Origin of the sequence: Corynebacterium sp. TAE3-ERU16 (genome assembly GCF_019209935.1) — a bacterium.
Lineage (GTDB): Bacteria > Actinomycetota > Actinomycetes > Mycobacteriales > Mycobacteriaceae > Corynebacterium > Corynebacterium antarcticum.
Window position 1 is genome coordinate 85,094 of record NZ_JAHUTN010000008.1, and the last position, 12,713, is coordinate 97,806.

Below are 12,713 nucleotides of genomic sequence, written 5' to 3' on the forward strand. Positions count from 1 at the left end.
GTCCTCACCTGTGGTGGTGCCCGTACCCGGCGGTGACGGAGTCAGTGGATCAGTAGTCGCCCTCGTTGAGGGTGACCACGACACCGCCGAAGAGCTCGACCATGCCGTTGTAGATCACGGCGGTCAGCGGGGCCAGGATCGTCACCGCGATGGCGGTGACCGCCCCCAGGAGACTCGCCACGGACAGAACCGTGCCGAACGTGATGACGTCGCTACCACCGACGCCGGTCACGATGCTGTTCAGCTTCGCCCAGAAACCGAACTGCTCGAGGCCGTAGTACAGGAGGGTGACGCACAGGATCCACGCGGCGAGGGCCGCCAGCGAGAGCGCCAGTGCAGTCCGGAACGCCGACAGGGGGGATACCCGGGAGACGGTCACTTCCTGGATACTCATCATTCGTCCCCGTTCTCGTCGTCAGCGGTGGTCCCGTCGAGGGGAACACCATTGGCGTCAAGGTTAGCGCTTCCACCGCGACGGACGCCGGGGATGTCGTCCGTGCCCGTCTCCTTGCCGAGGTCCAGGGTCGGGCCCTCGACGGCGCCGGTGGCGACGGCTTCCGCGGTCTCCTCACCCTCGTGCTCGACATTGCGGTCGATGGCGAGCAGCTCGACACCCTTCTCGAGGTTGACCAGCCGCACGCCCATCGTCTGGCGCGAGGACGGGCGGATCTGGCCGACCTCCGTGCGGATGACCCCACCCGCCGAGGTGATCGCGAAGATCTGGTCGTCATCGTCCACCGACAGTGCACCGATGAGCTTTCCGCGCTTCGGCGTGTACTTGAACGTGGCGACGCCGAGGCCACCGCGACCCTTGGTCGGATACTCATCCATCGCGGTCCGCTTGCCGTAGCCGCCGGAGGTGGCCACCAGCAGGTAGTCGCCCGTACCGACGACACACATCGCGAGGAGTTTGTCCTCGCCGCGGAACCGCATGCCCTTCACACCGGCGGTGGCCCGGCCCATCGGACGCAGGGTCTCGTCGTCGGCGGTGAACCGCATGGCCTGCCCCTCCTCGGAGACGAGCAGCAGATCGTCCTCGCTGGAGCACAGTGAGGCGCCGATCAGGGAGTCACCCTCGTTGAGGTTGATGGCGATCAGGCCGCCGGAGCGCACGGAGTCGTAGTCGGCGAGCCGGGACTTCTTGACCCGGCCGTGTGCGGTGGCGAGCACGAGGTACTCGGCGTCGTCGTAGCCCCGGATCTGGATGACCTGGGCGATCTGCTCGCCGGGCTGGAACTCCAGGAGGTTCGCGACATGCTGGCCACGGGCCGTCCGGGAGGCCTCGGGCAGCTCGTAGGCCTTGAGCCGGTACACGCGACCGAAGTTCGTGAAGAACAGGATCCAGTCGTGCGTGGAGCACACGAAGAAGTGTCGGACGACATCGTCGCTCTTCAGCTCCGCGCCGCGGACACCCTTGCCACCGCGCTTCTGGTTGCGGTAGGCGTCGACCTTCGTGCGCTTGGCGTAGCCGGTGGACGTGATCGTGGCCACGACGTTCTCGCGGGCGATCAGATCCTCCTCGGTGACGTCGCCGGTGGCGCCGATGATCTGGGTGCGGCGTTCGTCGCCGTACTTCTCGACGATCTCGGCGAGCTCGTCGCGGACGATCTCACGCTGGCGTTCGGGGCGGGCGAGAATGTCCTTGTAGTCGGCGATGATCTCCTCGATCTCGGCCAGGCGGTCGACGATCTTCTGCCGCTCCAGGGCGGCGAGTCGACGCAGCTGCATCGCGAGGATCGCGTCGGCCTGGATCTCGTCGATGTCGAGGAGGTCGATGAGGCCGGTCCGGGCGATGTCGACGGTGGCCGACGCACGGATCAGGGCGATGACCTCGTCGAGCATGTCGAGCGCCTTGACGAGGCCGCGGAGGATGTGGGCCTCCTTCTCCGCCTCGTCCAGGAGGTGCTGGGTGCGGCGGATGATGACGTCGACCTGGTGCGCGATGTAGTGGCGCAGCATCTGGTCCAGGCGCAGGGTGCGCGGCACCCCGTCGACGATGGAGAGCATGTTCACGCCGAAGCTGGACTGCAGCTGCGAGTGCTTGAACAGATTGTTCAGCACGACGCGCGGCACCGCGTCCCGCTTCAGGGTGACCACGATGCGCAGGCCGACGCGGTCGGAGGATTCGTCGTCGATACGGGAGATACCGGCGATCTTCCCCTGGTTCGCCTGCTCGGCGATGCTGAGCACCAGGTTGTCCTTGTTGACCTGGTAGGGGAGCTCGGTGATCACGATGATCTGCCGGTTGCCCTCCTCCTCGATGCTGGTCACACCGCGCATGCGGATGGACCCGCGACCGGTGGTGTAGGCGTCCTTGATGCCCTGGTCACCGACGATGAGCCCGGCGGTGGGGAAGTCGGGGCCCTTGACGTAGCGCATGCACGCCTCGAGGGTGGTCGCCTCGTCGGCCTCGTAGTTCTCCAGCATCCAGAAGATCGCGTCACCCAGTTCGGTGAGGTTGTGCGGCGGGATGTTGGTGGCCATGCCGACGGCGATACCACCGGAACCGTTCATCAGCAGGTTCGGGATCCGGGACGGGAGGATGACGGGTTCGAGGTTCTTGCCGTCGTAGTTCGGCTGGAAGTCGACCGTGTTGGAGCGGATGTCCCGCACCATCTGCATCGCCAGCGGGGTGAGGCGGCACTCGGTGTAACGCATGGCGGCCGCGCCGTCGTTTCCGCGGGATCCGAAGTTGCCCTGTCCGTCGATGAGCGGGTAGCGCATCGACCAGGGTTGGGCCATGCGGACCAGGGTGTCGTAGATCGCGGAGTCGCCGTGCGGGTGGTAGTTACCCATGGTCTCCGCCACGGGTTTCGCGGACTTCACGTAGGAGCGGTCGGGGCGGAAGCCGCTGTCGTACATCGCGTAGAGCAGTCGTCGGTGCACGGGCTTCAGGCCGTCGCGCACCTCGGGCAGGGCACGGCCGACGATGACCGACATCGCGTAGTCGATGTAGCTGCGCTGCATCTCCTCGCCGATGTCGATCGGATGGATCCTGTCGAACAGGAGCTCGCCGCCGTCGTTGCCGCCGGAGTTGTCGTCGCTCACGGGTCACCTAATTTCCGTCTAGCAGGGTGTATGGAGGTCTTGATCTACACCATTCTACCCCGCCGAGGGCCTGAAACGGGCTCTCAACGCCGTTGAGTAAGGATAAAGACCGATAACTGATATCAGACTGGTATCAGAGACGACCTGTCCGTAGTGTCGGGGTATGGCCATGACACTTCGCCTCACCGACGCCCAGGACCGGGCGCTCACACTCCTCGCCCAGGCACAGGGCACGAGCAAACAGGAGGCCGCCACCCGCGCCATCGTCGCCACCGCCGCCCGCGTTCTCGCCGACGCCGAGGTCGCGGAGCTGGCCAGGACCGTGGTCAGCGGGTACGCCGCGACCGAACGCAGGCTCCGGCACGGTCGATGAATCCGGTACCACGTGTCCGGCCGCTCACCCCGGAACAGCTGCTCGTCATCGCCGACGAGGTCGCTGCGGTGCACCGCGTCCGCGTCCGTGACCACGCGCTGCTCGCCGGTGCGGCCGCGGTGACCTCGGCCAGCTACCTCGGGATACCCGTGCACCGGGATGTCCGGTCCGCGGCGGCGGCACTGTCCGAGGCGATCATCCGACTGGCGCCGCTCGACGGTGCGAACGATGTGCTGGCGGACGCGGCGGCCGAGATTCTCCGTCGCATCAACGCCCGCTGAATCCGCGCAACCCGCTGCACGGGGTTCCGTGGGCGGGTGGTGGCGGGTTGCGGGACATGTAAAGGTCCCGCAGACCCGGAGCACCGGGATCCACGGGACCTGGCTGAGGTCTGACTGTGGGTCAGTTGCCGCTCTTCTTCTCCGCGGCCTTCCCGACCTCATCGGCCGCGTCCTTCGCCGCGTCGGCAGCATCATCGGCTACCGCACCGGCGACGGTCTCGGCGTCGTCGGCGAGGGTCTCGACCGCGTCAGCGGCATCCTCGACCCCGGCGCGGGTCTTCTCCGCGATGTCCCCCGCCTTGTCGGTCACTTCTTCGGCGATCTCATCCGCATTGTCGTGGACGCTCTCGGCGATGTCCTCCGCCTTGCCCGCGACCGTGTCGACGACGGACCCGTCCCCGGAGTTGTCGAGCAGTTCATCGGCCTTGGCGCGGGCCTCCGCGAGCTTCTCACCGGCACGGGCGGTCGCGGCGGCGGCCGCTGCGGCCGCCTTGTCTGCGGCGGCCCCGGTCTTCGACCCGGAGGATCCGGTGGACCCGGCGGCGTGGTCCCGCACATCCGGGGGCGTGGTCCCCGGCTTGTCGGCGCGGCTGCGTAGCCAGTAGATGACACCGGCGATCGTCGAGACGAGCAGCGCTAGAAACGTGAGATTCGCCAGTTTCGAGCGCCCGTCCCCGCCACCGCAGCGGCTGGTCAGGCACTTCCGGCGGTTGATCTTCTTCTCCGCCTTCTTCCGGGCCTTCTCCGCGGCCTTGCGCACCTTCTTCACCTTCCGGCCACCCTGCTTCTCGAGGTCCCGGGCCAGATCCGTCCCCTTCTCCTCCGCCTGCTTCCGGAGCTGCTCGAGGCGGTGGCGCGCCTCTCTGAGCAGGGCGCTAGCCTGGGCCTGGGATTCCTCCGTCAGGGAACCGGCCTTCTCGGCGAGTTCATCGCGGAGCTGACTGACCGCCTTGCGGTGCTCCGCGTAGTCGTTCGCTCGGGCGACCAGATCGTCGTAACTGTCGGCGGTGTGGCGGTCACGGTAATCACGGGCGGTGCCGAGGGCCTGCCTGCCGAGTTTGTAGGCCATACGGATGGTCGAGGGATTCACGCGCTTCTCCTTGGTTGAGAGGTGTGGTGCCCCGGTCGGGCTGACGCAGTCGGAAAGGGTGGGACGAATCGCCGACTGTACGACCGGTAAACACTCGTCGGGCTGTTGGTGTGTCCAGCGTAACCCCGGACGGCCGTCCGTGGGGGCTGCGATGACACAGCGGTGCATGGATACCAGCACGGCTGACGCCTGTTGACTAGCATGGAGTCCATGACTACCAAGACCGCGACCGCGATCCTCCACACCAACCGTGGTGACATCACCATTGATCTCTTCGGAAATCACGCGCCGAAGACCGTCGACAACTTCGTCGGACTCGCGCAGGGTACGAGTGAGTACAAGACGAACAACGCCAGCGGATCAACCACCGGCCCGTTCTACGACGGGTCCGTGTTCCACCGTGTGATCGATCAGTTCATGATCCAGGGCGGCGACCCCACCGGCACCGGACGAGGCGGCCCCGGCTACCAGTTCGCCGACGAGTTCCACCCGGAGCTCTCCTTCGACCGTCCGTACCTGCTCGCGATGGCCAACGCCGGCCCGGGCACGAACGGTTCCCAGTTCTTCATCACCGTGGTTCCGACACCGCACCTCAACAACAGGCACACCATCTTCGGTGAGGTCACCGACGAGGCGTCGAAGAAGGTGGTCGACGCCATCGCCACGACGGCCACCGACCGGATGGACCGACCCACCGAGCCCGTGGTCATCGACAGCGTGGAGATCACCACGGACTGACCCGTCGGGTCGTGCCGACCAACGCGGCACGACCGGTACCGCGAACGAGAAGAACCCCGTGCACCGTCGCAGGATCGCCCGGACCCGGGTGGTCCGCCAACCGGTGTGGCGGGGTCTTCGTCTGCGTGTGCGGTTCATTCCACCGTCACAGACCGCAGCCGGACCGGAAGAGAACCGGATCCGGCGACCGATTCCGGAGGCCGCCTTGTCCCCGTCCCCACCGCCCCCGCCCTCCCAGTTGGCCCGGAACCTCTACCGTCAGGCTCCGGTGTCCGCGGCAACCGTCGTCCTGATCGTCCTCGTTTTCGTGGTCACCGCGGTACAGTCCCGGTCGATCACCGGGAACCTCGACGACAGTGGACTCGCTGACGCCTGGATTCTGTATCTCCCGTTGATGGACGATTCAGCGTTCGGTCCGCTCCGTGCGCTCGGATCGGGTCTTCTGCACGCGGGCATCGGCCACATGCTGATCAACGTCATCCTGCTCTACCTCATCGGCAGGGAGACGGAGGCGACCTTCGGTCCATCGCTGACGGCCGGGATACTCGTCACCGGCGCAGTCGGCGCATCGGCGACGGTGCTCTGGTGGAGCCCGGAGTATCCGACGGTGGGGGCCTCGGGGGCCGTGTATGCGTTGATGGCCGTGTTCGTCGCGATCGCCCATTCCCGCAGGAACTCCCAGGTGGGCGGCGCACTGGTTCTGATAGGCGTCAACCTCGCGTACACCCTGATGACTCCCGGGGTGTCCCTGTGGGGGCATCTCGGGGGCCTGGTCACGGGTGCGCTGCTCGCCGCCGCGCTGTTCGGTACGCGGAGGACCACGGCCCGGTGGATCGGACTCGGAGTGGTCTGCGCTGTCGCGGTCGCCGCTGTCCTGATCCGTGTGGCGGAGTTCTCCACAGGAGACCCGGGAGCACTGCTGCTCTGATTCACCCTCTGTTGACAACCCCCGACCTGTTCTCCACCGTGGTCGGGGGTTTGGTGTGGATTGTCCGGGGGACCGGAGTTGTCCACAGGAGTTGTTCACAGTGTGGATAATGACAATTTTGTGATTCGACGCGTCTGTGTGTGCCTTCAACCGCCGTATCCTGCGATTATCTGCTTGGGGGCGAAAACGTGTACGAAAGATGGAACCAGTGCACAGGGTTATCCACAGGTTGTGTGCTTCTCCGTGGAAACGGATCAGTGAGATTCCTCCACAGTGTTGTCCACACCCTGTGGATAACACCCTGCACACGGTGTGGAGGAGTTTATCCACAAATTATCTGTGTGTAACTCAGGTGTCCTGTGGATAACTCTGTCGCCGGTTCGTGGCCTCTCCCGGCACCTGTGACCGCCGACCATCGGTGTCCGTGGACGGGTTGAACCCCCCGGGAGGTGTTCTCCCCGGTGGGAAAGGGGTCGACCGGGAAGCGTCGGTGGATGGGGGACGAGGTGTGGTGGGGCCGCCTCGCGCCCGTCGCCGGTTCTCCCCGCCACGTCTCCGGTGGCCGCTGCGTCGGCGGGGTCCGATCAGACCCGGTGACCACGACCATGGCGGTACCGGGTGGAGGGACGAGAAAACCGGACGCCGGCGCAGCATCCGATGTGCTGCGCCGGCGTCCGGCCGGAGGGACTGAGATCGCGGCTCAGCGCCAGCCCATGGTCATCAGCAGGCCCAGGATGAACAGCGAGAACCCGATGAGGTAATTCCACGGTCCCAGCTCCAGCATGAGCGGTATCTGCGTACCCGCGAGGTAGTTGACCACGAGCCAGGCGAGCCCGGCCAGCATGAGGCCGAACATGATGACCTTGTACCACAGCGGAGTGCCGCTGGCGTTGATCTTCACCGGCACACGGTTCGCTCCACCGCCGGACACGGGTGCGGTGGTCTTGTTGATCTTTGACTTCGGCATGGTTACCTCTGCAGATTGGCGTGATGTGTTTTCTACGGACACCCCGGGTCCCGCATGCTCCGAGCCAACGGTGCCACGGAATCGTGCACCCACCGCCGGTAGGTGATCGGTACCGGTGGGGTGCCGGACATAGGTGACAATCTACCAGTACCCGTCGCTGACTCCACCCGGCCCGTGGTGGAGTCAGCGGGATCAGGGCTGGATCGCCTTCAGCAGGTCGAACTGCTTGACGCGGATGCTCACCAGTGCATCCTTCCCCGTCAATTCACCGGGCAGCGGGGTCTGGCCCTCGATCTGGCCGGACTCTATCAACGCACCGGTCTGCACCGGCTGCTGCAGCAGGGAGGTGTCCGGGGATGTCCAGCCGGCCGCACGGAGCGCCGCCAGTGCCTGGTTGACATCCATGCCGGTGAGATCGGGGATACGGAACATCGAACCGTCGGAGACCTGGACGGTGATCGGGGTGCCACGGGACACCTCGGTACCACCCCGGAGAACCGCGGTCACGTGCCCGACGGGCAGATCGGAGGCGACCGACTGGACGACGGGAACGAGCCCGATCCCCTCCAGTCGGCCGCGAACCTCCTCCACCGGTAGGCCGCTGAGATTCGGCACGGTCACCGTCTCCGGACCGGTGGACACCGTGATCTTGATCTTGGAACCCTTGGACACCTTCCGGCCGGCCGCGGGATCCTGTTCGATGACCAGGCCCTCCGCGACAGAATCATCTGTCACCTCCCGGACCACGGGATCGAGCGACAGTCCGGCTTCCACGAGTGTCCGTTCCGCTTCCTCGGTGTTCATGTCGGCGACATCGGGAACCCGGGTCAGCTCGGTTCCGGAGGACACGAGAAGCGTGACCGTGGAACCCGGCTGAACGGTTGAGCCGGAACCCGGATTCGTTGAGATTGCGGTGTCCTCGGAGACGTCCGGTGACGGCTGCATGGTCACGTTGACCCTGAGATCGAGTTCCTCGAGGGACCTGCGTGCCGCAGCAAGGGACTTCCCCTCGACGTTAGGAATCGTGACCGTTCCGTCGGCATTGACGCTGACCGGTCCGCCGGCCCCTCTACCCGGGCTGGTGTCACCGGTGAAGAGGTTGAAGGCGAAGATCGAAGCTCCCGCGACGAACACCAGCCCCAGCAGTGCACCGATCCACACGGCACGGTTTCCGGATCCGCCGTTGTCCGCGTACCGCGGCCCTTCCTCGCTGCGTCGTCGGTGGCTGGTCCTGCCCCCGGATGCGGTCGCCGAGTGCTGCGGAAACGCTGCGTGTGCGGGGGCTGAGGTCACCTGCCGGGTCGCGGCGTTCTCGGATCGGATGACCCGGGTCCGGTCCGGCTCATCGCCCTGCATCGGGCGCATGTGACTCCGTGCGGCGTTGGACACCGCGTTGCGGCTCAACCGGGTCAGGTCCTCGGCCAGCTCAGCCGCGGACTGGTAACGGTCCGCCGGATGCTTGGCCATCGTCAGCAGCACAACGGCGTCGACGTTGAGCGCCGCAGTCGGAGTCAGGTCCGGAATGAAGGATGACGGTGGTTCCGGGTCCTCGTGGACATGGTTGAAAGCGACGGCGAAGGGGGACTCGCCCTCGAACGGGGGACGTCCGGTCACCGTCTCGTAGAGCACGCAACCCAGGGCGTAGACATCGCTCCGCGCATCGGCGGACTTGCCCCGGGCCTGTTCCGGGGAGAGATACTGCGCGGTGCCGATGACCGCGGACGTCTGCGTCATCGCGGACGTGGCGTCGTCGACCGCGCGGGCGATGCCGAAGTCCATCACCTTCACCGATCCGGTGTTGGTGATCATTATGTTCGCCGGTTTGATGTCCCGGTGCACGATGCCCGCGTCGTGGGAGAACTGCAGGGCCTCACAGACCGGCAGCAGCGTCCGCGCGGCCTCCGCCGGTCGCATGGGGCCGTCACTCTGCACGATCTCACGGAGTGTTCTCCCGTGCACCCGTTCCATGACGATGTACGGGATCCTGATTCCGTTCAGCTCCGTCTCGCCCGTGTCGAGGACGGAGACGATCGACGGGTGATTCAGCCGTCCGGCGTTCTGGGCCTCCCGTCGGAACCGTTCCCGGAAGTTGACGTCCCTGGCCAGTTCCGCGCGCATCATCTTGACCGCCACGTCACGCCCGAGGAGTGTGTCCTTCGCGGCGTAGACGTCCGACATACCGCCGGTACCGATGACCTCACCGAGTTCGTAGCGCTCGCCGAGCACGTGCTCACTCACGGGGTCTCCTCTCCGGGTTTGCCGGTGTCTGTCGTGGATCGATTCGGTTCCGCCATCCGGGACACGGTACCCGGGTTCCCGGTCATGGCGGAGACCGTGCGTTCGCCCACGTTCTCCGCGGTCGGAACAGTGCCGTCAGCGGCATCGCCCGCCGGAGGGACCGGCTCCCGGTTGGGCTGCACCGCAGGCTGCGTCGGCACCGGCGCCGAGGTCGTCGTCTTCCGTACGGTGGGCTCCTCGGTGGCCTTCCGCGTCGGTGTCGGTTCGGGGGTGGGCTCCGGAGCGGGCACGACGGTGGTTTTTATCTCGGTGACCACGGTCAGTTCCGGTTCAGACGGTCGGGTGACCGCGGGACCGGTCGGTTGCGTACGGTCGGTGACCCCGTCGAGATTCAGCGTACCGGTCGAGACCAGCAGCCAGCCCACCGCGGCCAGGGCACCGAGGAGCAGTACGACGAGGAAGGCGATGAGCCCACCTCCACCACGACGCGGCGGAGCGACGGGGGCCGCGGGAGCGGACTGCCGGGCCGGGGATTGCCGGTGGACGACCGACCGGACCGGCACCGGCGGCGGGGTGGCTCCGATCGCGGGCTGCACGGTCGTCGGGTTGGTGACCTGACCGAGGATCCGGGTCGACTCCGTCGGGGTCGGTGCGGGGGCCCTGCGCTCCATCGCGGCGGAGCGTGGCTGCGGGGGCCTCTCACCCAACCGGACCGTGTGCACCGCCAGCGCCATCTCGTTGCCGTCGGCGAAGCGCCGTTCCGGGTCCTTGCGCAGCGAGATCCCGATGAGTTCGCGGGTCTGTGCCGACACGGAGTTCCCGATCTGAGGAGGCGCCTGGTTGATGTGCGCGATGGCGACGGACACGGAGGAATCCCCGGAGAACGGACGCCTGCCGGAGAGCATCTCGTATCCGACGACGCCGAGTGAGTAGATGTCCGAGGCACTCGTGACGGACTTGCCCTGCGCCTGTTCCGGAGAGACGTACTGGGCGGTTCCGACGACCATCCCCGTGCGGGTCAACGGCACCGCGGCAGCGGCTTTGGCGATGCCGAAATCGGTGATCTTGACGCGTCCCTCCTCGGTGATGAGGATGTTGCCCGGTTTGATGTCCCGGTGGACGAGGTTCATCTGGTGGATCACGGACAACCCGTGGGCGGCCTGCTCGAGGACGTCGAGTGCGAGTTCCTCGTCGAGATGTCCCTTCCTGGAGATGAGGTCCGCCAGGGATTCTCCGCGGACGTACTCCATGACGATGAAGCAGAAGGTGTGGCCGGCGGGGTCGGGCACCTCCCGGTAGTCGAAGGTGCGGACGACGTTCACGGAATTGATCCGTTCGGCGGACGCCGCCTCATTGCGGAAGCGATCGAGAAACTCGCGGTTGTCCGAGAACTCGGGACGCAGGATTTTCACGGCGACATCGCGGTTGTTCCGGACGTCGGTCGCGAGCCACACGGTGGACATGCCGCCGTGCCCGATGACCCACCGCAGTCGGTAGTCTCCACCGATCAGTCGCTGGAGACGTTCGATTCCCTGGTTGTCCCCGGACGATCGCCGGGGTTCATTGGTGTTCGACATGGGGCTCACCGTTTTCCTTTCCTAGCGTCCCGACCGGAGAACTGCGTCGATGACGGCTCTACCGATCGGCGCGGCCACGGACCCGCCGGTCGCGGCCTGACCGCGGTCGCCACCGTTCTTCACGAGCACGGCCACGGCGACATCGGCGTTCTCGGAGGGGCCGAAGGCGATGTACCAGGCATGCGGATCCGAGTTCCTGGAGTCCTCACCGTGCTCGGCCGTCCCCGTCTTCGACGCGATGTCCGCTCCGGTGTAGCCGGCGGTGTTGCGCTCGCTGGCGCGCATCATCTCCGTGAGCGTTGCGGCCACGTCCGGACTGATCGCCTGGTTCAGTTGGCGGGCGTCGGTGCTGCGCAGTGTCCGCAGATCGGAACCGAGAATGCGGGACACCAGGTACGGGTTCATCCGTTTACCGCCGTTGGCGACGGTCGCGGCGACGACGGCGTTCTCGAGGACCGTCATCGTCACATCGCGCTGACCGATCGAGGACTGGCCCACGGCCGCCGGATCCGGCAACTCGCCGACCGTGCCCGGAATGGCCGGGAGTCCGAGGTCGTAGGTGTCGGTGACACCGAACTTCTCCGCCTGTTCCCGCAGCGCATCGGCGCCGACCTTCACGCCGAGCTCGACGAATGCCGTGTTGCACGACAGTGCGAAGGCGGTGGCGAGCGACGCTGTCGCTCCCTGACCGCAGGTCTGACCACCGTAGTTCTCCAGGGTGGTCTCTGTTCCCGGGAGGGTCGTCCTGGCAGCCGCCGTCAGCTGTGTGTCGGGGGTGAAGTCGCCGGTGAGACCGGCCGCGGTCGTGATGACCTTGAACGTAGATCCCGGCGGCAGGGCGTCCTGTGTCGCGTGGTTGAGGAGGGGTGCGCCGGGGTCCGAGGTCAGCTTCGACCACGTGGCGTCCGCTGTCGAGGTGTCCGTCAGGGCAGCCGGACTGAAGCTCGGCGTGGAGGCCATGGCGAGGATCTCCCCGGTGCTCGGGCGGATGGCGACGACCGCACCCTCGTAGCCACGGTCCGCGAGACCCGAGTAGGCGACCTGCTGGGCCTCGGGATTGAGGGTGAGCTCCAGGCTCGCGCCCGCCTGCGTACGGCCGAGCAGAGTGTCCATCCACCGTGAGGCGAACAGTGAAGAGTCCGTTCCGTTGAGGATGTCGTTGTAACCGAGTTCCAGGCCCGCGGCACCGTAGATGTCCGAGAGATATCCCTCGACCGGACCATAGACGACGGGATCCGTGACGTACTCCCGCCGGTAGTTGCCCTGTTCGTCCTTCACGGACCGGGCGAGAACGAGCCCGTCGGTGGAGATCTGACCGCGCGGGATCGACTGCATCTCGTGGTACTGGCGCTTGTTCAGGGCGTTGTGCGCGTACCGGTCCTCACTGAATACCTGGACCCTGGTCAGGTTGGCCACCAGGATCACGATGAGGAGCATCGTGAAGACGGCGGTCGCGCGGATTGAACGGTTGAT

General features: G+C 66.4%; 11 protein-coding genes. 4 read left to right on the plus strand and 7 right to left on the minus strand.

Annotation, left to right across the window (positions count from 1 at the left end; translation table 11 throughout):
• Positions 1–49: 49 nt before the first annotated feature.
• Together KRX55_RS09205 and gyrA are read right to left on the minus strand one after the other, a co-directional pair.
• The gene (locus tag KRX55_RS09205; RefSeq protein WP_200258292.1) at positions 50–394 is read right to left on the minus strand and encodes a DUF3566 domain-containing protein; all 345 of its coding nucleotides are present in this window, start codon (positions 392–394) and stop codon (positions 50–52) included.
• The gene (gene gyrA / locus KRX55_RS09210) at positions 394–3,048 is read right to left on the minus strand and encodes a DNA gyrase subunit A (protein WP_218407446.1); all 2,655 of its coding nucleotides are present in this window, start codon (positions 3,046–3,048) and stop codon (positions 394–396) included. The genes KRX55_RS09205 and gyrA overlap by 1 nt, the downstream gene beginning before the upstream one ends.
• 163 nt (positions 3,049–3,211) lie before the next feature.
• Between gyrA and KRX55_RS09215 the strand changes: the two genes are divergently transcribed.
• Both KRX55_RS09215 and KRX55_RS09220 read left to right on the plus strand, forming a co-directional pair.
• Complete coding sequence (locus tag KRX55_RS09215) at positions 3,212–3,421, plus strand: CopG family transcriptional regulator (protein WP_198738784.1); 210 nt, start codon at positions 3,212–3,214, stop codon at positions 3,419–3,421.
• Positions 3,418–3,702, plus strand: a complete 285-nt coding sequence (locus KRX55_RS09220) for a TetR family transcriptional regulator (protein ID WP_218407447.1) — start codon at positions 3,418–3,420, stop codon at positions 3,700–3,702. The genes KRX55_RS09215 and KRX55_RS09220 overlap by 4 nt, the downstream gene beginning before the upstream one ends.
• Positions 3,703–3,823: 121 nt before the next feature.
• On the opposite strand, the gene KRX55_RS09225 is transcribed toward KRX55_RS09220, so the two are convergent.
• Positions 3,824–4,792, minus strand: a complete 969-nt coding sequence (locus KRX55_RS09225) for a hypothetical protein (protein WP_218407448.1) — start codon at positions 4,790–4,792, stop codon at positions 3,824–3,826.
• 210 nt (positions 4,793–5,002) lie between these two features.
• On the opposite strand from KRX55_RS09225, the gene KRX55_RS09230 reads away from it, so the two are divergent.
• Positions 5,003–5,530 (plus strand): peptidylprolyl isomerase, encoded by a 528-nt coding sequence (locus KRX55_RS09230; RefSeq protein WP_218407449.1) that lies wholly within the window; start codon positions 5,003–5,005, stop codon positions 5,528–5,530.
• Between the two features lie 205 nt (positions 5,531–5,735).
• Entirely contained in the window at positions 5,736–6,458 is a 723-nt protein-coding gene (locus KRX55_RS09235) for a rhomboid family intramembrane serine protease (protein WP_255567722.1), read from the plus strand.
• A gap of 700 nt (positions 6,459–7,158) precedes the next feature.
• Here the strand turns inward: KRX55_RS09235 and crgA are convergent.
• The 4 genes from crgA to KRX55_RS09255 form a co-directional block, all read right to left on the minus strand.
• Entirely contained in the window at positions 7,159–7,425 is a 267-nt protein-coding gene (gene crgA / locus KRX55_RS09240; RefSeq protein WP_200258271.1) for a cell division protein CrgA, read from the minus strand.
• A 192-nt stretch (positions 7,426–7,617) separates the two neighbouring features.
• Positions 7,618–9,663 (minus strand): Stk1 family PASTA domain-containing Ser/Thr kinase, encoded by a 2,046-nt coding sequence (gene pknB / locus KRX55_RS09245; RefSeq protein ID WP_218407450.1) that lies wholly within the window; start codon positions 9,661–9,663, stop codon positions 7,618–7,620.
• Positions 9,660–11,240 (minus strand): serine/threonine-protein kinase, encoded by a 1,581-nt coding sequence (locus KRX55_RS09250; RefSeq protein WP_218407451.1) that lies wholly within the window; start codon positions 11,238–11,240, stop codon positions 9,660–9,662. Before KRX55_RS09250 ends, pknB begins: the two co-directional genes overlap by 4 nt.
• Before the next feature lie 21 nt (positions 11,241–11,261).
• The gene (locus tag KRX55_RS09255; RefSeq protein WP_218407495.1) at positions 11,262–12,713 is read right to left on the minus strand and encodes a penicillin-binding transpeptidase domain-containing protein; all 1,452 of its coding nucleotides are present in this window, start codon (positions 12,711–12,713) and stop codon (positions 11,262–11,264) included.